General features: G+C 69.5%; 19 protein-coding genes. 10 read left to right on the top strand and 9 right to left on the bottom strand.

Annotated elements, in window-relative coordinates; translation table 11 throughout:
* Positions 1-24: 24 nt before the first annotated feature.
* Positions 25-915, top strand: a complete 891-nt coding sequence (locus ASF88_RS16910) for a DNA-methyltransferase (RefSeq protein ID WP_055921486.1) — start codon at positions 25-27, stop codon at positions 913-915.
* A 2-nt stretch (positions 916-917) separates the two neighbouring features.
* On the opposite strand, the gene ASF88_RS16905 is transcribed toward ASF88_RS16910, so the two are convergent.
* A complete protein-coding gene (locus ASF88_RS16905; protein WP_055921483.1) occupies positions 918-1,355 on the bottom strand; it encodes an SRPBCC family protein in 438 nt (145 codons plus the stop codon).
* Positions 1,356-1,474: 119 nt separating this feature from the next.
* Between ASF88_RS16905 and ASF88_RS16900 the strand changes: the two genes are divergently transcribed.
* Complete coding sequence (locus ASF88_RS16900; protein WP_235493536.1) at positions 1,475-2,308, top strand: phosphatase PAP2 family protein; 834 nt, start codon at positions 1,475-1,477, stop codon at positions 2,306-2,308.
* A gap of 21 nt (positions 2,309-2,329) precedes the next feature.
* Here the strand turns inward: ASF88_RS16900 and ASF88_RS16895 are convergent, their stop codons facing one another.
* From ASF88_RS16895 to ASF88_RS16875, 5 genes are all read right to left on the bottom strand, one after another.
* The gene (locus ASF88_RS16895) at positions 2,330-3,352 is read right to left on the bottom strand and encodes a LacI family DNA-binding transcriptional regulator (RefSeq protein WP_055921478.1); all 1,023 of its coding nucleotides are present in this window, start codon (positions 3,350-3,352) and stop codon (positions 2,330-2,332) included.
* Between the two features lie 73 nt (positions 3,353-3,425).
* The gene (locus ASF88_RS16890; protein ID WP_055921476.1) at positions 3,426-4,934 is read right to left on the bottom strand and encodes a GH1 family beta-glucosidase; all 1,509 of its coding nucleotides are present in this window, start codon (positions 4,932-4,934) and stop codon (positions 3,426-3,428) included.
* Positions 4,935-4,936: 2 nt separating this feature from the next.
* Entirely contained in the window at positions 4,937-5,821 is an 885-nt protein-coding gene (locus ASF88_RS16885) for a carbohydrate ABC transporter permease (RefSeq protein ID WP_055921474.1), read from the bottom strand.
* Complete coding sequence (locus ASF88_RS16880) at positions 5,818-6,927, bottom strand: carbohydrate ABC transporter permease (protein ID WP_055921472.1); 1,110 nt, start codon at positions 6,925-6,927, stop codon at positions 5,818-5,820. Before ASF88_RS16880 ends, ASF88_RS16885 begins: the two co-directional genes overlap by 4 nt.
* A gap of 72 nt (positions 6,928-6,999) precedes the next feature.
* The gene (locus ASF88_RS16875; RefSeq protein WP_055921468.1) at positions 7,000-8,325 is read right to left on the bottom strand and encodes an ABC transporter substrate-binding protein; all 1,326 of its coding nucleotides are present in this window, start codon (positions 8,323-8,325) and stop codon (positions 7,000-7,002) included.
* A gap of 291 nt (positions 8,326-8,616) precedes the next feature.
* Here ASF88_RS16875 and ASF88_RS16870 point away from each other — a divergent pair, with 291 nt between their 5' ends.
* Positions 8,617-9,210 carry a TetR/AcrR family transcriptional regulator gene (locus ASF88_RS16870; RefSeq protein ID WP_055921465.1) on the top strand — a complete coding sequence of 198 codons (594 nt, stop codon included), beginning with the start codon at positions 8,617-8,619 and terminating at the stop codon, positions 9,208-9,210.
* A gap of 168 nt (positions 9,211-9,378) precedes the next feature.
* The gene (locus tag ASF88_RS16865) at positions 9,379-10,713 is read left to right on the top strand and encodes a cation:proton antiporter domain-containing protein (RefSeq protein WP_055921462.1); all 1,335 of its coding nucleotides are present in this window, start codon (positions 9,379-9,381) and stop codon (positions 10,711-10,713) included.
* A gap of 12 nt (positions 10,714-10,725) precedes the next feature.
* Here ASF88_RS16865 and ASF88_RS16860 read toward each other — a convergent pair whose 3' ends face one another.
* A complete protein-coding gene (locus ASF88_RS16860) occupies positions 10,726-12,801 on the bottom strand; it encodes an MDR family MFS transporter (RefSeq protein WP_055921459.1) in 2,076 nt (691 codons plus the stop codon).
* Positions 12,802-13,113: 312 nt separating this feature from the next.
* Here ASF88_RS16860 and ASF88_RS16855 point away from each other — a divergent pair, with 312 nt between their 5' ends.
* From ASF88_RS16855 to ASF88_RS16845, 3 genes are all read left to right on the top strand, one after another.
* Positions 13,114-14,010 (top strand): amidase domain-containing protein, encoded by an 897-nt coding sequence (locus ASF88_RS16855; protein ID WP_055921456.1) that lies wholly within the window; start codon positions 13,114-13,116, stop codon positions 14,008-14,010.
* Between the two features lie 26 nt (positions 14,011-14,036).
* Positions 14,037-14,867, top strand: coding sequence for a M15 family metallopeptidase (locus ASF88_RS16850; RefSeq protein WP_235493535.1), 831 nt, complete (start codon positions 14,037-14,039; stop codon positions 14,865-14,867).
* Positions 14,868-14,948: 81 nt separating this feature from the next.
* Complete coding sequence (locus ASF88_RS16845; RefSeq protein WP_055921453.1) at positions 14,949-16,115, top strand: PP2C family protein-serine/threonine phosphatase; 1,167 nt, start codon at positions 14,949-14,951, stop codon at positions 16,113-16,115.
* On the opposite strand, the gene pgm is transcribed toward ASF88_RS16845, so the two are convergent.
* Entirely contained in the window at positions 16,116-17,735 is a 1,620-nt protein-coding gene (pgm, locus tag ASF88_RS16840) for a phosphoglucomutase (alpha-D-glucose-1,6-bisphosphate-dependent) (RefSeq protein WP_055921450.1), read from the bottom strand.
* Positions 17,736-17,824: 89 nt separating this feature from the next.
* Between pgm and pheA the strand changes: the two genes are divergently transcribed.
* The 3 genes from pheA to ASF88_RS16825 are packed head-to-tail and all read left to right on the top strand — an operon-like array spanning position 17,825 to position 20,233.
* Entirely contained in the window at positions 17,825-18,817 is a 993-nt protein-coding gene (pheA, locus tag ASF88_RS16835; protein WP_055921447.1) for a prephenate dehydratase, read from the top strand.
* A gap of 21 nt (positions 18,818-18,838) precedes the next feature.
* A complete protein-coding gene (locus ASF88_RS16830; RefSeq protein ID WP_200935314.1) occupies positions 18,839-19,495 on the top strand; it encodes a hypothetical protein in 657 nt (218 codons plus the stop codon).
* A 36-nt stretch (positions 19,496-19,531) separates the two neighbouring features.
* On the top strand, positions 19,532-20,233 hold the full coding sequence (locus tag ASF88_RS16825; protein ID WP_200935313.1) for a DUF4190 domain-containing protein: 702 nt from the start codon (positions 19,532-19,534) through the stop codon (positions 20,231-20,233).
* Between the two features lie 7 nt (positions 20,234-20,240).
* Here ASF88_RS16825 and ASF88_RS16820 read toward each other — a convergent pair whose 3' ends face one another.
* A complete protein-coding gene (locus ASF88_RS16820) occupies positions 20,241-21,227 on the bottom strand; it encodes a diacylglycerol/lipid kinase family protein (RefSeq protein WP_055921441.1) in 987 nt (328 codons plus the stop codon).
* Positions 21,228-21,249 lie beyond the last annotated feature (22 nt).

Raw genomic sequence — 21,249 nt, 5'->3', positions numbered from 1 at the left:
CCGCCCATGCGCGAGAATGGACCCATGTCCGAACCCGCTGCCGCCCCACCCGGGTCTCTGTGGCAGCCGGACGGCCCGAGCACCGTCGTGCACGCCGACAACCTGGAGGTCGTCACCGGCCTCCCGTCCGGCGCCTTCCAGCTCATCTACCTCGACCCTCCTTTCAACACCGGGCGTCCGCAGGCGCGCCGGCGCACGAAAGCCGTGCGCGCGGAGGCCGGTGCCGGCAGCGTGATCGGGTTCCAGGGCCGCAGCTACGAGCGCATCAAGGGCGACCTCCTGAGCTACGACGACCGGTTCGAGGACTACTGGGGCTTTCTCGAGCCGCGGCTGATCGAGGCCTGGAGGCTGCTCGCCGACACCGGCACGCTGTACCTGCACCTCGACTATCGGGAGTCGCACTACGCGAAGGTGCTGCTCGACGCGCTCTTCGGGCGCGAGTCGTTCCTCAACGAGATCGTGTGGGCCTACGACTACGGTGCCAAGCCCAAGAACCGCTGGCCCGCGAAGCACGACACCATCCTCGTGTACGTGAAGAACCCGGGGGCCTACTACTTCGACTCTGCGGCGGTCGACCGCGAGCCGTACATGGCGCCCGGGCTCGTCACGCCCGAGAAGGCCGAGCTCGGCAAGCTGCCCACCGACGTGTGGTGGCACACCATCGTGTCGCCGACCGGGCGCGAGCGGACCGGCTATCCCACGCAGAAGCCGGAGGGGGTCCTCCGCCGCATCGTGCAGGCGTCGAGCCGCGAAGGCGACTGGGTGCTCGACTTCTTCGCGGGCAGCGGGACGACCGGGGCGGTCGCGGCGGCTCTGGGCCGCCGGTTCCTGCTGGTCGACAGCAGCGCGGACGCGATCGCGGTGATGCGTGGCCGGTTCGCGGAAGCCGTCGAGGGCGTCCGCTTCGTCGGCTGACGTCAGCTCGCGCGCTCGACGTGCGCCTTGAGCGCTTTCATGGTGCGTGCGCTCTCGGCGGCCGCCATCCGCACGAACATCGGCTCCACCATGCGGTAGACGCCGTGCGTGGTCAGCTCGCCGACACGGGTGACCGTCGTGCGGCCTCCCGCGTCGGTGACGTCGTAGACGATGAGGGCATCGACGCGCCCTGACCGCTTCGCCTGATGGAAGCGCAGCTCCCGGTCGGGCACCTCCTCGATCAGCTCGCCGCGCATCCGCCCGATCATGGTGGAGTCCTCGTAGGTCGGGTAGGCGTCTGGCGGCGTCGCGGGCGCGCGCGTGCCGCGATAGACCATGGAGTGCCGCAGCCACGCGGCGTAGCCGTCGACCGAGCGCAGGGCCAGGTAGACATCGTGCGCCGGTGCCTCGATGTCGATCGTGTTGGTGAAGCTCTTCATGAAATTCGTCCTACACCGTGCGCCCGGCGCGCGCACCAGCGCAAAGCGCACGAGCCGGTGGTGCGGGGATTCTCGTGCCGGGCTTTCCGGGACTTCCCGGGAACGGTGTGGAAGGGTTGATGACTATGCGAACCGCCGTGCTCCGTGCCCTCCCGTTCGTCTGGGGCGCGCTCGGTACGGCCCTGCTCTTCGTCGCCGTGTACCTGTTCTTCGTGCGCAGCTACATCGGCCAGGTCATCGACGAGCGGTCGTTCGCGGGCGCCAACGCGTGGAAGGGCGACCTCATCGACTTCGCCCAGTCGTTCCTCAACGCCCTCCCGGTCGCGGCCGTCGTGATCGGTGCGGTCGCGGCCCTGATCATCGTGCTCGTGCGACGCAACTGGCTCGTGTTCGCGATCGCCGCCGGAGGCGCGATCGCGGCGAACGTGAGCACCCAGGTGCTGAAGTACTCCGTGCTGTCACGTCCGGCGAAGGGCGTGGACACCGGGCTCGCGAACTCCCTGCCGTCGGGGCACACCTCCGTGGCTGCCTCCGCCGCCGTGCTCGTGTTCCTGGTGACGGCGCCGCGTTACCGCCCGCTCGCCGCCGTGCTCGGCGCGCTGTTCACGGTCGCGGCGGGAGCCTCCACGCTGGTCGAGCAGTGGCACCGGCCGTCCGATGTCATCGCCGCCATGCTCGTGGTCGCGTTCTGGGCATGCATCGCCGGGATCGTGCTCGCCGCCTTCCGGCTGCGACCCGCCGACCCGCCGGTGCGCTCCAAGCTCTGGGCGCTGGTCTGGCTCGCGGCGGCGTGCGGCGTCGTCGCCGCCGTCGCACTCGTGGTCACCTACAACTCCACGCAGAACGGCACCGAGCACCTGTTCATCGCGTACGCGGGAGGCGTCTCCGCCATCGCCACGACCGGCTTCGCGCTCGCCGTGGTCGGCAACCGCCTCTACCGCCGCCTGGCCTGAGCCGCGCCCGACCGGCCGGCGTCAGGCGCTCTGGCGGACGACCAGCTCGGTCGGCAGCAGCGTCACGCGGTCGACGGGCTCGCCCGCGAGACGGCGCACGAGCACGCGGGCCATCGCCTCGCCGAGGCCGATGGACGGCTGGTGCACGGTGGTCAGCGGCGGAGTGGCGGTGAGCCCGAAGTTGTCGTCGTCGAAGCCGACCACCGCGATGTCGCCCGGGATGTCGAGCCCGGCCTCGTGGATGGCCGAGTAGGCGCCCGCGGCCATCTGGTCGTTCGCGGCGAACAGCCCGTCGATCGGCCGGCCGGTCGCGAGCAGCCTCCGCATCGCCTCCATGCCGGAGTAGGGGGAGAAGTCGCCGTACTCGACGAGCGACGTGTCGAGGCCGTGCGCCCGCAGCGCGTCATGCCAGCCGGTGAAGCGGTCGAGACCGGCCGGCATGTCCTGCGGGCCCGTGATGAGCGCGATGTTGCGGCGACCCCGGGCGATCAGGTGCTCGGCAGCCCCTGCCGATCCGGCCACGTTGTCGACGTCCACGAAGTACGACTCGTGCTGCGACTCGCTCACCGGCCGGCCACCGAACACGATCGGGAGGGTCGAGCCCAGCTGGGCGTACGAGTGGTCGCCCGAGTGGTGCGAGACAACGAGGGCCCCGTCCACGTTGCCGCCCATGAGGTACCGGCGGGTCTTGTCGGGGTTCGTCTCCGACGAGATCACCATGTTGAGGGTGTACTCGGTGTCGGCGAGGCTCAGCGCGACGCCCTGCACGATGGAGGCGAAGAACGGGTCGGCGAAGACCTTCGCGGTCGACTCCGGAACCACCAGCGCGATCACCTGCGTGCGCCGGGAGGCCAGCGAGCGGGCGGCCCGGTTGGGAACGTAGTTGAGGTCGGCGATGGCGCGCGTCACCGCCGCCGCCACCTCCGGAGTCACCTTGGTGGAGCCGTTGACGACGCGGGAGACGGTCGCGCGCGACACGCCTGCGCGTGCGGCCACGGCCTCCAGGGTCGGCGCGGAGCGGCCGTCCACCTGTTCCGTCGTCATGGTTCCTCTTCTCGATGCGTCGGGTTCTCGGCGCTTCAGGGGGTCGGGCGCCGATGATGACGCCCGACCCATGTTAGGCGCGAGCCGCGGCAGATCCAGTGGCCACGCCCACCGCGTCGCCCGCTCCACCGGCCGCCTCGGCGATGATGCGGGCGTAGGCGCGGCCCGAGTCCTTCACCGTGCGCTGCTGGGTGTCGTAGTCGACGTGGACGATCCCGAACCGCTTGGCGTAGCCCCACGCCCACTCGAAGTTGTCGAGCAGCGACCAGACGAAGTAGCCGCGCACGTCGGCGCCGTCGGCGATGGCCTCCCGCACCGCGTCGAGGTGCGCGACGATGTACGCCTCGCGCTCGAGGTCGCGGATGCGGCCGTCGTCGTCCACGGTGTCGTCGTACGAGGCGCCGTTCTCGGTGATGTACAGCGGAGGGAGCGCTGGGTACTCGGCCGTGAGCCGCACCAGCAGTTCCCGGAGGCCGCTCGGGTTGACCTCCCAGCCCATGGCGGTCGTCGGCAGGTGGCGGGACGGGAATGTGACGAACTCGCTGCCCACGAACGGAGACGACGTGGGCCGGTCGGTCGGCACCGGAGCGAGGACAACGCCGGCGGGCGCGGGATGACCGCTGACGTTGTCGTCGTGGTAATGGTTGACGCCGAGGAAGTCGATCGGCTGTCGGATCGCACCGAGGTCGCCGTCGTGCACGAGCTCCTCGAACCGGTAGTCGCGGAGGTCCTCCAGCACGTCCGCCGGGTAGGTGCCCTCGAGCAGCGGGTCGAGGTACATGCGGTTCCAAAGACCGTCGATGCGGCGGGCGGCGTCGAGGTCGACGGCGTCCTTCGGGTCGTTCGGCACGGCGTTCGTCAGGTTGAGCGTGATGCCGAGGCGCAGCTGCTCCGCGCGGCCGTCGTGCTCCGCCGCGAGGTCGCGGATCGCGGCGGCGGCGAGCCCGTGTGCGAGGTGCTGGTGGTGCAGGGCGGCCAGCGCGGCGCGCGGCTCCCGGCGGCCCGGCGCGTGCTCGCCGGCGGCGTACGCGATCAGCGAGGAGCAGAGCGGCTCGTTGAACGTCGTCCAGTGCGAGACACGGTCGCCGAGCGCGTCGTACACCGCGACCGCGTAGTCGCGGAACCGGTACGCCGTGTCGCGGTTCGCCCAGCCTCCGCGCTCCTCCAGCGCCTGCGGCAGATCCCAGTGGTACAGGGTCAGCCACGGCAGGATGCCCGCGCCCAGCAGCTCGTCGACCAGGCGGCTGTAGAAGTCCAGACCGGCGCGGTTGACCTGCCGGTCGCCCGGATTGATGCGCGCCCACGACGTCGAGAAGCGGTACGACTGGAGGCCGAGCTCCGCCATCAGTGCGACGTCCTGCGGCATCCGGTGGTAGTGGTCGACGGCGCGCTCCGGGGTGTCCCCACCGGCGATGGCCCCGGGGACGCGTGCGAAGGCATCCCAGATCGAGTCCTCCTTGCCGTCCTCGTGCGCGGCGCCTTCGATCTGCGCGGCCGCGGTGGCCGAGCCCCACAGGAAGCCGGCAGGCCAGCCGTGCTCGGACGGCGCAGCGAGGCCCCGGGAGATGTGGTCGTCGGTCATTCTTAGCCTTTCACCGCGCCGGCCATGATGCCGGAGACCAGCTGCCGGCCGGCGAGCACGAAGAGGATGAGCAGGGGGATGGTCGCGAGCACCGCGCCGGCGAGCACGATCGAGTAGTCGACGTACTTGGCCGACTGCAGCTGGCTCAGGGCGACCTGCAGGGTCGGGTTCTGCGGGGCCACGAGCAGCGGCCACAGGTAGTCGGTCCACGCGGTCATGAAGGTGAACAGGCCCAGGATCGCCATGGCCGGCCGTGCCGCCGGGACGCCCACGTGCCAGAACGTGCTGATCATGTTCGCGCCGTCGACGCGGGCGGCCTCGATGAGCTCCTCCGGGATGACGTCGACCAGGTACTGCCGCATGAAGAAGACGCCGAACGCGGTGACCAGGGTCGGCACGATGACCGCGCCGAGGGTTCCGGTCCAGCCGAACTGCTTCATCGCCATGAACAGCGGGATGATGCCGAGCTGCGTCGGAACGGCGAGGGTGGCGATGACGAAGACCATCAGGCCGCTGCGGCCCCGGAAGGGGAGCTTCGCGAACGCGTAGCCGGCGAGCGTCGAGAAGGCGACGACGGAGACCGTGATGACCGTCGAGACGATGATCGAGTTGCCGAGCGCCTGCCAGAACGGCACGGTGTCGAGCACCTGGCCGATGTTCGTCCAGAACTGGCCGCCGGGGAGCAGGGGAGGCCAGGTCGCCGTGAGCACGGTGCTGTTGCTCGAGCCGGCGACGAACGACCACCACAGCGGGTAGGCGCCGCCGATGAAGATGGCCAGCAGGACGCCGTAGGTGAGGAAGCCGGGGCGCCGATCGATGCCGAGGGCGCGGCGGCGCGGGTCGCGCTGCTTCGCAACCGGGGACGGCGCGCGGGTCGCGGTGGTCATACGTTCTTCTCCTCGCTCGCTGCGGTCAGCGCCAGGGCGCCTTCGGCGCTCGCGTCGGCGTCGGCGTCGGTGGACTGGACTCGGCTCGTCGCCAGCCGGCGCGCGGTCCTCCTGCGGTGCACGCGGGCCTCCGTGGAGGCGATGCGCCGCGAGATCAGGAAGTTGAGCACGCCGAACAGCACGATGATGAGGAACAGCATCCACGCGATCGCGGAGGCCTTTCCGAAGTTCTGGCGGTTGAACGCCATGTCCCACAGGTAGAGCACGGTCGTCTGGTACTGCCGTTGCGGGCCCCCCGGCACCGCGCTGGACGGGTTGAACAGCTTCGGCTCGGTGAAGATCTGGAGGCCGCCGATGGTCGCCGTGATGATGACGAAGATCATGGTCGGGCGGATGCTCGGCAGTGTGATCGAGAAGAACCGGCGGAACTGGCCGGCCCCGTCGAGCGCGGCGGACTCGTGGATGTCGCGCGGCACCGCCTGCATCGCGGCGAGCAGGATCAGCGCGTTGTAACCGGTCCAGCGCCAGTTGACCATCGTGGCGATCGCCAGGTGAGACGGGAAGACCTCCGTCTTCCACATCACCGGGTCGAGGCCGACGGCCTGGAGGATGTTGTTGATGAGTCCGTATTTCTCGTCGAACGCGCTCGAGAAGATCAGGGTCACCGCGACCGGGGTCACGACATAGGGGAGCAGCACGCTCATCCGCCAGAAGGTCTTGGCCCGGATGTTCTGATCGAGCATCGCCGCGATGAAGACGGCGGCGATCAGCTGCGGGATGGCGGAGAGCAGGAAGATGCTGACCGTGTTGAAGAGCGAGTTCCAGAAGAACGGGTCCTTCAGCTCGGCCAGGTAGTTGGCGAAACCCACCCAGTCACCGGGGCCGGTGAGGAGGTTCCAGTTATTGAGCGAAACGACGAACGTGTAGACGAGAGGGAACAGGCCGACGAGGGCGAACAGCACGAAGAACGGCGCGACGTAGAAGTACGGGGAGGCTTTGACGTCGAAGCGGCTGAGCTTCTGCTTGAAGGTGAGCGCCCGGCGGTCGTCGCGATCGCGCCGGGTGGCCGCGGGTGCGGCGTCCGGGGTGCGGGTGACGGTGGTCATGCGGTTCTCCGGGGGTCGGGAGGTGTTCGGGCCCCGCCGCCTGCAGCAGCGGGGCCCGACTGGTGAGGTGTACTACTTGTTGACGACGAGCTGGTTCAGCAGCGTGATCGCGTTGGCCCAGGCCTGATCGCCGTTCGCCTTGCCGGAGTCGAGCTGCTGCACCGACGGTCCGAACACCTGCGACTGGATGACCGAGTCGTCCGGGCCCTTGTACTGGGCGACGACGCCCTTCGCTCGCTCCGACAGGATCTGGCCGACCGGGGCGTTGTTGAAGAACTTCGTCAGGTCGCTCGCACCGGTCACGCCCGGGTCGGACTGCGCCGCGGTGACCGAGGGGAACGTGCCGGCCGCCTGGAAGGTCGCGACCTGCGACTTGGCGGTGGTCAGCCACGCGGCGAGGGCCGCGGCCTCCTTCGGGTGCTTGGACTGCTTCGGCACGGTCAGGAACGAGCCGCCCCAGTTGGCCGCACCGCCCGGGAAGACGTTGGCGAAGTCCCAACCGGTGGAGGCGTCGCCGCCGCCGGCCTTGACCTGGCCCTGCACGACGCCGAGCATCCAGCCCGGGCAGACGAACGTGGCGAACGAGCCGTCGGTGAACGCCTTGCCCTTGCCCCAGTCCCACTGGGTCTGGTTGGAGGAGAGGCCCGCTGCCGCGCCGCCGGCCAGCTTGCTCCACAGCGCCTTGAGGTCGCTGTTGTTCTCGATGTTGAGCTTGCCGTCCTTGGTGTAGTAACCCTCGGGCTGCTGGTTCACCATCGCGTTCCAGATGAAGCCGGACTGGTCGTAGAAGGCCTTGCCGGTGGCGGCCTTGTACTGCTCGCCGACCTTGAAGAAGTCGTCCCAGGTGGCGTTGTCGCCGCCGAACAGCTTGGCGACGGACTCGCGGTCGCTCGGCAGGCCCGCCGCGGCGAAGAGCTTGCCGTTGTAGCAGAGGCCCTCCGGTCCGATGTCGGTGCCGTAGCCGATGATGCGGCCGTTCTTGTCGGTCGCCTGCTTCAGCTTCCAGTCGACCCAGCGGCTCTTGATGTCGCTGGCGCCGTAGTCCTTGAGGTCGTTGAACTGGTCGGAGACCTGCATGACCTTGGACAGCCAGCCCTCTTCGACGGCCTGGACGTCGGGGAGTCCGCTGCCCGCGGCCTCCTTGGTCTGCCAGTCGGTCAGGGCGTTGTCACCGGTGTCGATGTTGGTCGCCTTGATCTTGATGCCCGGGTGCTCCTTCTCGTACTGCGAGTAGAGCTTGTCGAAGCCCATCGTGCCGAACGTCGTGACGGTCAGCGTGATCGGATTCGAGCTGGTCCCCGCATCGCCGCCGCTCGATGAGCAGCCGGCCGCGAGGAGGGCGAACGAGGCCGCGCCGGCGATTGCCGCCGCGACCTTGGTGCGACGTGAAAGCTTCACGGATCACTCCCTTGTGCGTGTGAGTTGTTGGGTCTGGTGAGTCTGTGAGAGCGCTCTCTTCGGGTGGTGTGAGAGCGCTCTCACGGATCGAGAGTGAATGTAGAGCGGCAGCGACGGCGTTGTCAAGACGCAGTGTGATCGCGCTCTCATCGTTGAAAATCCGGGATCTACGAGATCGCGACGCTCCACCGCGGAATCTCGCGGGCGATCACCCTCCGCCGTAATCGAACCGTGATCTTCGCGAAGTGAATTTTAGATAGACTGACCTACCTAGATAACAGGGAGGGCGCCGTGGCCGAGCGACCGCGCAACTCGGGTGCGCGCACCGGCGGAGCCCGCCGTCGCATCCTCGAGTCGGCCATCCGGAGGTTCTACACGGACGGCATCGCGGCCACCGGAATCGACGCCATCACGGCCGACGCGGGCGTCGCCCGGATGAGCCTCTACAACAACTTCGCCTCCAAGTCGGCGCTCGTCTCGGCCTCCCTCGAGGCACGTCACGCGGAGTGGCTCGCGCTCTACGCACGGCGTGCCCGCCGGGCGCCCGACCCGGTCACGCGTGTCCTCGCCGTCTTCGACGCCTATCTCGACCAGGCCGCCCTCGCGCCGGAGCCCGGGTATCGCGGTAACGCCCTGCTGAACGCCGCAGCGGAGCTGCCGCTCGGCGACCCGGGGCGCGAGATCGTCCGTCGGCACAGCGCGGAGGTCGACGCCATCCTCGCCGCGGGCCTCCGGGAGCTCACCGACCGCGTGCACGCCGACCGCACCGCCCAGCACCTCTCGTACGTGCTGCACGGCGCGCTCGCGCGCTCGGGCCTGGAGGCCGACCGCCGCCGCCTCCGCGACGCCCGCACCCTGGCCCTGGACCTCCTCACCGCTCTCTGACCCACCTGTCTCGTTCGGCCCTCGTCCGCCGAGGGGCACGTCGTTGTCGCTTTCGGCGCCCGAAAGCGACAACAACGTGCCCTTCGATCCTTGGCGGGCGAGGGGATGTGGGGACAGACTGAGCGCGAGCGCAGCGAGCCACGAGCAGCGAGCGGGGAGGAGGGGCGGATGCCGGTCATCATCCTCGTCGGCCTCGCCGCGGTGGCGTTGTGGTCGCTGGTCGCTCGCCGGTTCGAGCGCTTCGGCATCGCCGGGCCGGCTGCGCTCGCCGTGCTCGGGGCGCTCGTCGTGCTCGTCGACGTGCACGGGTTCACGGAGGCGATCGACAGCGACATCGCCCAGCACGTCGTCGAGCTCATCCTGGCGGTACTGCTGTTCGTCGACGCCTGCGAGGTGCGCGGCGGCATCTTCGGGGGAGAAGGGCGCAGCCTCTCGCGGCTGGTCCTGATCGCCCTCCCGCTCTCGCTGCTGCTCGTCGTCGTGGCGACCGGCTGGCTCCTGCCCGAGCTGAACGTCTTCGTGCTCATCGTGATCGCCTGCATCGTGATGCCGACCGACTTCGCGCCGGCGACGGCTCTGCTGCGCTCCGGCCGCGTGCCCGCACGCGTACGCCAGATCCTCAACGTGGAGAGCGGCTACAACGACGGCCTCATCTCGCCGCTGTTCAGCATGTCGCTCGCGATCGCCGTCGCCCTGCCGACGCTCATCAAGGTCGCGAACACCGGCGAGAAGATCACCGGCGCCACCGAGAAGGAACTCGAGAAGAACCTGTCGGAGGCCGTCTACGCGTTCTTCGGAGCGATCCCGGCCACCCTGTTCGCGATCGTCGTCGGCGTCGTCGTGGGCGCGCTGCTCGGCGTGCTGACGCGCTGGGCCACCGCTCGCGGCTGGGCGGACGCCTCCGGCATCCGCTTCGTGATGCTCCTCGCGCCCCTGCTGACCTACGGGATCGCGACGCTGCACGACGTCGCCGCGAACGGCTTCGTCGCCGCGTTCGTCGCCGGCGTCATGTTCCGCGTCCTCCGCACGCGGCGCAGCGACCTGGAGGCGGTGCCCCACGACGAACTGCTCCTCGTGGAGGAGGCGAGCACCGTCGCCGCGAACTTCGTCTGGTTCATCCTGGGCGGCATGACGACGGCCGTCATCATCGACGGCATCGACTGGCGCATCCTCGTCATCGCGGTGCTGGCGCTCACGGTCTTCCGCGCTGTGCCGGTCTACGTGTCGATGCTCGGGTCCCCTGTCAGCTGGCGGGAGCGCTCCTACATCGGGCTGGTCGGCCCGCGCGGAACGGCGACGATCGTCTTCGGCCTGCTGGCGTTCAACCACCTCCCGGACAGCGATAGCGCCGACGTACTGAGCGTGACCGTGCTCACGGTCGTCGGCAGCATCCTGCTGCACGGTGTCGTGACGCCGCTCGTGCTGCGGCGGGTGGCTGTGCGGGACGGCGGAACGGCCGCCGCCCCGGTGGGCGACGGCCGTTCCGTCGGTGAGGTGGACTGAGGTCCGGTCGACCTAGTCGATAGCGGGCCGCGGTCGCTGCGCGGCGACCGACGCGGTGTCGACGACCGGCTCGATGAGCGCGCCGGTCTCGCCGGCCACTCGGCTCGCGATGAGCCCCAGGTCGGTCTCCTCGAGCTCCTCGCGCTCGGCGGCGTCGGACGCCACAGCGCCCGCCGGCACCGGCTGGCGCTCCCCGGCCGCTGCCGCCTCGGCTGCCGCAGCGTCCGACTTCGCGTCCGCGGCCTCCTGAAGCGCCGACTTGGCGCGCAGCGGCGGGGTCTTGAAGAACAGCGACAGCACGAACGCGATCAGGACCACGATCATCGCGACCCAGTAGACCTGCACCGCGGAGGCGTTGAAACCGACGAGGAACGGCTTGGAGAGCCGCGGGTCGGCGTTGTTCAGGAACGACGTGTCGTTGGTGGCCGAACTGTCGCCGGACCCGTTCGCCTTGTCGAGCTGCGCCTGCACAGCGGGCACCGATGCGTCGACCACGGCCTTCCGCTGGTCCGCGTTCGAGAAGTCGATGGGCGCGGGCGGCACTTTCTGCTCGGCGACGTCCTGCGGCACGCCCTGCGCGACGAGCTGCTGCACGCCGGTGGCGTGCGCCTTCGCCTGCGCACCCTTCTCGATGGGGTCGACGATCTTGTTGTAGATCTGGTCCATGATCTGCTTGTTCTCAGGTGCGGCTGCCACCGAGGGCGTCAGAGCGGCATCCAAGGCGTTCGTCAGCGTCGCCTTGTCGCCGAGTGCATTCTGGATGTTCGTCGGGAAGACCGTGAACAGCAGCGAGAGCAGCACGGCGGTACCCAGCGTTCCACCGATCTGGCGGAAGAACGTGGAGGCCGACGTGGCCACACCCATGTCGCGCAGGCCGACCGAGTTCTGGCTGGCGATCGTCAGCGTCTGCATCAGCTGGCCGAGGCCGAGACCGATGAGGAGCATCGCGCCGGCGATGAACCAGTACGAGTCGCCCACCTTGATGAAGGTCAGGTAGAAGAATCCGCCCGCGAGCATCGCGGTGCCGATGATCGGGAACTGCCGGTAGTGACCGGTGCGGGCGATGATCTGGCCGGACGCGATCGAGGAGATCATCAGACCGAGGATCATCGGCAGCAGCTGCAGGCCCGACTCGGTCGGGGTCGCGCCGAGCACGATCTGGAGGTAGAGCGGCAGGGTCAGCATCGCACCGAACATGCCGAAGCCGACGAGCACTCCGATGACGGTCGCCATCGAGAAGGTGCTGGAGCGGAACAGCTTGAGCGGGATGAGCGCGTCGTCCTTCATCGCACGCTCGATGAAGATGAAGGCGATGATGCCGATCACACCGATCACGTAGCAGGCGATCGCACCGGGGCTGCTCCAGCCCCAGTCGCGCCCCTCTTCGGCGACGAGCAGCAGCGGCACGAGGGCGACGATGACGCCCGTGGCGCCCCACCAGTCGATGCGCGCGGAGCCCCTGTCGTGCTTCGGCAGGTGCAGGAAGCGCATCACCATGAGGAGTGCGGCGATGCCGATCGGCACGTTGATGAGGAACACCCAGCGCCAGCCGGCGATCCAGAGGATCTGGTCCGCTCCGGCGAAGAGGCCGCCGATCAGCGGGCCGATGAGGCTCGAGATACCGAAGACGGCCAGGAAGTAGCCCTGGTATTTGGCTCGCTCACGTGGAGCGAGCATGTCGCCCATGATCGCGAGCGGCATCGACATCAGACCGCCGGCGCCGAGGCCCTGGATGGCGCGGAAGGCCGCGAGCTCGAGCATGGAGGTCGAGAACGACGCCAGGATCGAGCCGATGATGAAGATGACGATGGCGATGATGAAGAGCGGCCGGCGTCCGAAGATGTCGGAGAGCTTGCCGTAGATCGGGGTCGAGATCGTCGAGAGGATCAGGTAGGCCGTGGTGACCCACGCCTGCTGGCTCAGGCCGTGCAGGTCGTCGCCGATGGTCCGGATGGCGGTACCGACGATGGTCTGGTCGAGGGCCGAGAGGAACATGCCGGCCATGAGGCCGAAGATCACCAGAAGGATCTGGCGATGCGTCATGATCGGTTTGGGTGCGGACACCGCCGCGCTGGTCTGACTGGACATCTGTCTCCGTGTCGAGAGTCGAATGAGGGGACGCCCGTCACACGGAACGTCACACCGGTGTGGGGCAAAGAATTTTGCGGAGAGTGCAAAGTTACACCCAGTGCGAGTCTTTCGGCAACGCGAGACTACGCCGTCGCGTCGCTGTTCGCCATGGGCGAACGGCCGGTGACCGGCCCGGGTTCCCGCGGTTTCATGCGGGTGTCCGCAGGATCTTCATCCCCGGAATGACCCCCGTCCAGGTGTCGCAAAGGTCGCAGGCGTACCGTGAACGACGCCGACCCGAACATCCTCCGAATTATCACCGAAGGTCGTATGAGTTCTCTCAGCCGTTCCCGCCGCCTGCTTCCTCTCGCCGCAGTCGCTGCCGCCGCCGCACTCCTCTTCACGGGATGCGCGGGCGAGCCGTCACCCGTCACCAAGGCGGTGGCGGGCGCCGCTCCCGTGGCCCAACCCAAGAACGCGACGGTGTCGGGCATCCAGCCCGCGACGGGAAGCGTGTCAGGGGGGACTGTGACCATCACCGGCACCAACCTCGAGAAGGTCGCATCGGTACAGGTCGGCGGCCAGGCCGCAGCGATCACGCAGGCCACTACCGACAAGGTCGTGGTCACGGTGCCCGCGGCACAGAACTTCGCCGCAGGTGCCGTGCCCGTCGCCGTCGCCGACTCCGCGGGCAAGGCCGTGCCGACCGACGGCAAGACGTTCACCTATCAGGTCGTCTCGCCCGTCGACCAGCAGCTCGCGTACGCGATGGCGCACTGGAACAACTACAACACCGCCCAGTACGGCGACCTCAACCCGGTCGGCGGGGACTGCGCGAACTTCGTCAGCCAGACCCTGGTCGCCCGCGGCTGGCAGATGAACTCCGACTGGTACAACCACGACGCCGCCGCCGACTGGAGCCCGGCCTGGGGCTACGTGCCCGCCATGGACACCTACTTCCGCGAGAACGCCGCCAAGCTCGGTCTCACCGAGTACTCGTTCGACCAGCGCGACAAGATCAAGCTCGGCGACATCGTGATGTTCGACTGGAACGACAACGACTCGCTCGACCATGTGCAGATCGTCACCGGCGTGCACAACGACAACGGCAAGATCACCATCCAGATGGCCGGCCACAACGAGGACAACGACTACCGCGACCTCGACCACACCATCACGGTCGAGCACCCGGGCGCGATCGGCCACTTCTGGAGCCTGTCGAAGTAGCCTCCGAGGCAGGCTATGCTCTTCGCGTGATCCTGGGGGGTTCCCGCGATGCGGGAGGCAAGAGGCGCGCGCCCGTGCGCCGACGCGGTGTCGCGGTGACGGTCGCGCTGATCGTGCTGCTCGCGCTCACGGCCTGCGCCGGCTGGGCGCCCGCGTCGCATCGGCGCCCGTCGCACCCGCCGAAGGCGCACGCCACCCACACGCCCCGAGCTCTGCCCACCGCGACCCCGACTCCGACGGCGCTCGGCCTCGACAAGACCGCTCAGTCGATCGACGACCCGAACAGCACCTGGGTCGTCGTCAACAAGGTCCGGCCGCTGAGCCCGATCGACTTCACTCCGCCCTCCCTCGTCTACCCGGACGTCACCTACGTCAACCATCAGCCGATGCGCCCGGAGGTGGCGGGAGCGCTCGTGGCGATGCTGAAGGCGGGCAACGCGGAGGCCGGCCTGGACTTCTCCGTGCAGAGCGCCTACCGCTCGTTCGAGTCGCAGACCCGCGTCTACGACGACGACGTCGCCCGTCACGGCCAGCCGTATGCCGACACCGACACCGCACGCCCCGGACACAGCGAGCACCAGACCGGTCTCGCCGTCGACATCAGCGCGGTACCGGCGAAGTGCTCGCTCGACGCGTGCTTCGCCGACACGCCGCAGGGACGGTGGCTGGCCGCCAACGCCTGGCGGTTCGGCTTCCTGCTGCGGTACCCGGCCGACAAGGTCGCCGTCACCGGCTTCACGTTCGAGCCGTGGCACTTCCGGTACATCGGTGTCCCGCTCGCCACCGAGCTCCACGCGACGAACGTCTCGACGCTCGAGGAGTTCTTCGGCGTGCCGGGCGGAACCGAGTATCACTAGGCCGCGACGCGTCCCCACCGCGTCGTGAGTACCTCAAAATGAGGACAGCGGCGCCCCGCGGCCCCTCCGTACAGTGGTGAGATGATCACCGAGGACCGCCGACAGGAGGCGCTCGCCGCGCTCGAGATCCTCGATACCGCGCCCGAAGACCGGTTCGACCGCATCACACGGCTGGCGCAACGCTTCTTCGACGTGCCGATGGTGAGCATCACGCTGCTCGACGGTGAGCGGCAATGGCGCAAGTCGCATCGCGGGCTCACCACTGAAGCGCCGCGTGAGAGCGCCTTCTGCGATCTCACCGCCGCGCAGGACGCCCCGCTGATCATCGACGACGCGTCGGCCGACGACCGGTTCCGTGACAATCCCTTCGTGGTCGGCGATCCGCACCTCCGGTTCTACGCGGGGGAGCCGTTGCACGCCCCGGGCGGTGAGGCCGTCGGCACCCTGTGCGTGCTCGACACCGAGCCGCACACACTCGATGCGGATCAGCTCCAGCTGCTGCGAGACCTGGCCGATTGGGTGCAGGCCGAGCTCTACAGGGATGCCGAGAGCGACGGAGTCTCCGTGGTGCAGACAGCGCTGCTCCCGCGTCGCAAGCCGGCGGCGCGCGGCTTCGAGATCGCGGCCGCCTGCGAGGCCGGCGCGGCCGTCTCGGGGGACTTCTACGACTGGTACGACGACGGCGACGGCTTCTGCGTGACGGTCGGCGACGTCGTCGGCCGCGGGATGTCCGCGGCGATCGTCGCGGCCTCCGTTCGCTCGGCGCTGCGCAGCGCCACGCCGTACGCGGGCGTCGAGCGCGCGATCGAGACCGTCTCCGACAACCTCGAGGACGACCTCGGGAGGCTGGGGGTCCTCGCCACGGTCTTCCACGCGCGGGTCGCGGCGTCCGGTGCCGTCGAGTACGTGGACGCCGGGCACGGTCTCGCCTTCGTGGTGGAGGCCGCGGGCGGCGTGCGCCGACTCGAGCCCGGTCTCCCGCTGGGCAAATCCAGCGCGGAGCGCGTCATCCGCACCGCGGAGCTCGCGCCGGGCGACGCCCTGCTCTGCCTGAGCGACGGCGCGCTGGACGCGCTCGGCGGCGACCACGGTCTGCTGCGGGCGGAGGCGATCGTGAGGGGCTCGGCGACGGCGGCCGGCGCCGTCTCGCGCATCGTGAGCGCGGTGCGGGCCGCGGCTCCGCTCAGCGAGGCGCTCGCGATCGTCGTGCGCCGCGATTCGTGCCCCTCGGCTGAAGGTGCCGACTGATCAGGCGCCGAGGGCGTCGCCCACGATGCGCTTGGCCTCCTCCTGCACCTCGTGGAGGTTGTCCTCGCCCGCGAACGACTCGGCGTAGATCTTGTAGACGTTCTCGGTGCCGCTCGGGCGGGCCGCGAACCAGGCGTTCGCCGTCTCCACCTTCACTCCGCCGAGAGCGGCGTCGTTGCCGGGCGCGCGGCTCAGCTTGGCCGTGATCGGCTCGCCCGCCAGCTCGGTCGCCGTGATCGCGTCACCGTCGAGCTTGCTCAGCGCCGACTTCTGCTCGGGGCTGGCCGGTGCGTCCACCCGCTGGTAGACCGGGTCGCCGAAGCGCTCGGTGAGCTCGCGGTACAGCTGGGAGGGGGACTTGCCCGTGACGGCGCGGATCTCGCTCGCGAGCAGCGCGAGCAGGATCCCGTCTTTGTCGGTCGTCCACGCCGTGGCGTCGAAGCGCAGGAAGCTCGCCCCCGCGCTCTCCTCGCCGCCGAAGCCGACCGACCCGTCGATGAGGCCGGGCACGAACCACTTGAACCCGACGGGGACCTCCCACAGCCGGCGCCCGATCGACTCCGCGACCCGGTCGATGATGGAGGACGACACCAGGGTCTTGCCGACCGCCGCGTCCTCACGCCATCCGGTGCGCGTGCGGAACAGGTAGTCGATGGCCACCGCGAGGTAGTGGTTCGGGTTCATGAGGCCGCCGTCGGGCGTGACGATGCCATGACGGTCGGCGTCGGCGTCGTTGCCCGTGAGGATGTCGAACTCGCCGCTGCGGGCGACGACCGACGCCATCGCCGACGGGCTCGACGGGTCCATGCGGATCTTGCCGTCCCAGTCGAGCGTCATGAAGCTCCAGGTCGGGTCGACTTCCGGATTCACGACGGTGAGGTCGAGACCGTAGGTGTCGGCGATCGCCTGCCAGTAGCTGACACTCGCGCCGCCCAGCGGGTCGGCGCCGATGCGGATGCCGCTGTTCCGGATGGCCTCGACGTCGATGATGTTCTTCAGGTCGGCGACGTAGTTGCCCCGGAAGTCGTACGTCTCGACACCGCTCGGCTCGGACATCCGCACGTCGCGCATCCCGTCGGCGATGATCTCGTTCGCGCGCTTCGCGATCCAGCTGGTGGCGTCGGTGTCGGCCGGGCCGCCGTGCGGCGGGTTGTACTTGAACCCGCCATCGGCCGGCGGGTTGTGGCTCGGCGTCACGACGATGCCGTCGGCCTGGTCGGAGTGACCGGCCTTGTTGTAGGCGATGATCGCGTGCGACACCGCGGGCGTCGGCACCCAGTCGTCGAACTCGTCGACGAGCACACGCACCTCGTTCGCGACCAGCACTGCGAGGGCCGTGGTCGTCGCGAACTCGCTGAGCAGATGGGTGTCGGCTCCGATGAACAGCGGACCGGTGATGCCCTGCGCGTTGCGGTACTCCACGATCGCCTGGGTGGTCGCAGCGATGTGGTCCTCGTTGAACGCGGTGTTCAGCGACGAGCCGCGGTGGCCGGACGTGCCGAACACCACCCGCTGCTCCGGGATGCTCACATCGGGCTTCAGCTCGTAGTACGCACGCCGCAGGGCGTCGACGTCGATGAGGTCGGAGGGCTGCGCGGGGGTGCCTGCTCGTTCGTCCATGCGACTACTCTTCCACGGCGACGGGTGGGGAGCGAGGGTGCGCACTGCACCGCGTCGGCAAGCCACTGCGCCTCTATAAGCTAGGGGCCATGTCCAGCGCCCCCGCCGACCCCACCGCCGAGCTGCCCGCCTCCGTCGACGAGGTCTACAGCTTCCTGGGGCCGTCCGGCACCTTCACGGAGGCCGCGCTCGCGCAGGTGCCGGAGGCTCGGGGCAAGAGCTGGCGAGCGGTCAACAACGTGGGGGAGGCGCTCGCCGACGTGGTCGCCGGCCGCAGCGTCGCGGCGATGATCGCCATCGAGAACTCGATCGAGGGCGGCGTCTCGGTCGCCCAGGACGCCCTGGCCACCGTCCCCGGCCTCCGGATCATCGGCGAGTACCTGGTCCCCGTCAACTTCGTCCTGGTGGCGCGGCCGGGCACCGCCCTCGCCGACGTGCGCACGATCAACGCGCACCCCGTCGCGTACGCGCAGTGCCACCAGTGGCTCGACGCCCACCTCCCGGCCCACGGCCACCTCCCGGCCTCCAGCAACGTGGCCGCCGCCGCGTCGCTGTTCGAGGGCAGTACCGCCGACGCGGCGATCGCACCGCCCGGGATCGTCGACCACCACGATGTGACCGTGCTCGCCGAGAACATCGGCGACAATCCGAACGCCGTGACTCGCTTCGTGCTGGTGAGCACCTCCCGCAGCGTGCCCGCGCCGACCGGGGCCGACAAGACCAGCCTGATCGCCGAACTGCCCGACGACCGGCCCGGATCGCTGCTCGACCTCCTCGAGCAGTTCTCCACCCGCGGAATCAACCTCAGCCTCATCGAGTCCCGCCCGATCGGCGACTCCCTCGGTCGCTATCGATTCGTCATCGATGCCGACGGCCACATCCACGATGAGCGCGTGGCCGACGCCCTCCTCGGCCTGCGACGGTTCAGTCCGTCGGTGATCTTCCTGGGGTCGTACCCGCGTGCCGACGGTGCTCACGTGGACTTCGACCAGCGCTACCGCGACGAGGTCTTCACCGAAGCGCGCGCCTGGCTGGGGACGCTCGTCGATGACGCCGGTGCCGGGTCGCCCTCCCACGGGTAAGCTGCGCAGCAGGAGGTCGGGATGATCGTGGACGACGAGCAGAAGGACGCCGCACGCGGCTTCGACCCCCGCTACGACCCGCAGTTCCAGCGTGGCTACCGGCCGCAGCCAGGGGAGCGGCCGCACACCCAGGTGCGGACGGCGCCCTCTCCGGCCGCTGCTCCGGACGTCGAGGCCGAGCAGCGCGACGATGCGGCACCCTCGGTGGAGGCCGCAGCGCTGACGGTGAATCCGACTGCTCTGCCGCGCGTCACGCCGGATGCCGTCGACCCCGTTCCCGCTGCGCTCGACCCGGCCGCCGACCGCCCCGAGCTGGTCCGCGCCTACGCCGTGCCGGCGCCGAGCCTCCTCGACCGGCTCGACCTCTCGCCGCGACGCAATCCGCTCGTGCTGGCCCTCTGGATCGTCGGCGGCGGGCTCGTCGTGCTGGGCATCGTTCTCTACTCGGTATCGGTGAGCCTCTCGTACACCGGCTCGACCCCGTCGACCGATGTCGGGTCGCTCGTGATCTCGCAGCTCGGCTGGATGCTCGCCGGCCCGATGATCACGATCGGGCTCGCGACGCTCGTTGCGCTGCTGTTCCTGACGGCGCTGGCGGGGAGGCGACCGCGAACCGTGTCGTATAGCGAGGACTCGGTCGACGGACTCTCCGGCGAGGGCGGCGACCCGCTGCGCTAGCGGAAACCTGGCCTTCGCCGCCACAATGAGAGGCCTATGGCCTCCGACCCCCACCAGCCTCCCGCCGCTTACCCGCCGACGGCTCCGCCTCCACCCGCCTGGGCCCGTTACGAGCCGGGGATGCCGCCGTACACGCCCGAGCCGGCGACGAACGTCCTGGCGATCGTGGCGTTGGCCACCTCCTTCGTCGCCGGCCTGGTCGGGATCATCTGCGGGCACATCGCGCTCGCGCAGATCAAGCGGACGGGCGAGAAGGGCCGCGGGCTGGCGCTGGCAGGGACGATCATCGGTTACGCGCAGGTCGGGTTCGTCTTTCTGTGGACTGTCGGCGCGGTGGTCACGATCGTGATCAGCAGCGTCTCGCACTCCGCGACATCATGGAGCGAGACGACGGCGGATGCGCCGGCGGCGGTCGATTGCACGACGGTCGAGAATGCGTCGCTCGCCTTGTCGACGGCGCTCACCGACCTCGCGGCGTCCTCGTGGGCCGACGACCCGACGACCGCGCATCAGGCGGTCGTCGACGCGACCACGGCGTTCGAGGACAGCACCTCCGGGGTCACCGACTCGACGCTGTCGTACCGCATCAACTCCGAACAGATGGACCTCGCCAAGCTCGACTCGGCGTTCGCCGACTACGAGGCGGCGGACGATCCGCAGAGAGACCCGCTTCCGGTCGTCAACGCGATCACCACGACGTCCCGCGACCTCCTGGAGGTCAACACGTCCTGCGGCTGACCGACGTTCAGCGGGGGACACGCACCCGGAGGCCCTGCGGGTCGACCGTCAGGTCGAGTCCCACCACGTCGCCGAAGCCGTCGCCGTCGATCTCGAACGGCTCCGGGGCGTCCAGCCGCACCGTGACCGCACGGCCGCGCAGGTAGCTCAGCTGCGTGCGGCCCGCCCGGTTCGTGAAGCGGATGATCCGGCGGCCCAGCGCGCTCTTGCGCAGCACGCGGTTCTCCCAGGTGATCTTGCGCCAGATCGCCAGCCAGCCGAACACGGTCGCCGGCTGCAGGACCGCGATGTCGAGGAGGCCGTCGTCGACCTCGCTGTCGGGGATGAGCTCCAGATTGCCGGGCAGCGTGCCGCAGTTGGCGAACAGGATGGTGCTGACGTGCGCGGTGCGCTCGCGCTCGTCGTCGATCCCGAAGCGCACGCGCACCTTCTTCGACCGGGGCAGCGCGCGGAAGGCAGACTCGACGTACGCGACCCAGCCGAGCCGCTTCTTGAGTTCGGGCCGGGCGGTCGCGATCATCCGCGCGTCGATGCCCATGCCCGCCATCACGAGGAACGCGTGCTCCGTGCGCTCGCCGTCCGCGCGCTCCGCCGTGGCCACGCCGATGTCGATGCGCCGGGTGACGCCGGCGAACGCGACGCCGCAGGCCTCCTCGATGCTGCTGTACGGGAGGCCGATGTTGCGGGCGAGGAGGTTGCCGGTGCCGCCAGGGAGGATGCCGAGCGTGGCCTCCTGGTTGCGGAGGGCCTCGGCGACGGCACGGACCGTGCCGTCGCCTCCCGCCGCGAGCACGAGCTCGGCGCCGCGTTCGAGGGCCTGGCGCACCTGCCCCTGACCGCCGTCGTCCGGCGTGGTCTCCAGCCAGATCAGGTCGATGTCGCCGATGTCGGCCGCACGGGCCTCCACCGCCGCCCGCACGCGCGGGACGTCGACGCGGACCGGGTTGTAGACGACGGCCACAGTGGTGCCGCGTGACCCCTCCCGATCGCTCACGGGATCACGCTACCCGACGGGA

This window comes from Leifsonia sp. Leaf336, assembly GCF_001423695.1.
Classification (GTDB): Bacteria; Actinomycetota; Actinomycetes; order Actinomycetales; family Microbacteriaceae; genus Leifsonia.
This window is presented reverse-complemented; position numbering and strand designations above follow the sequence as displayed.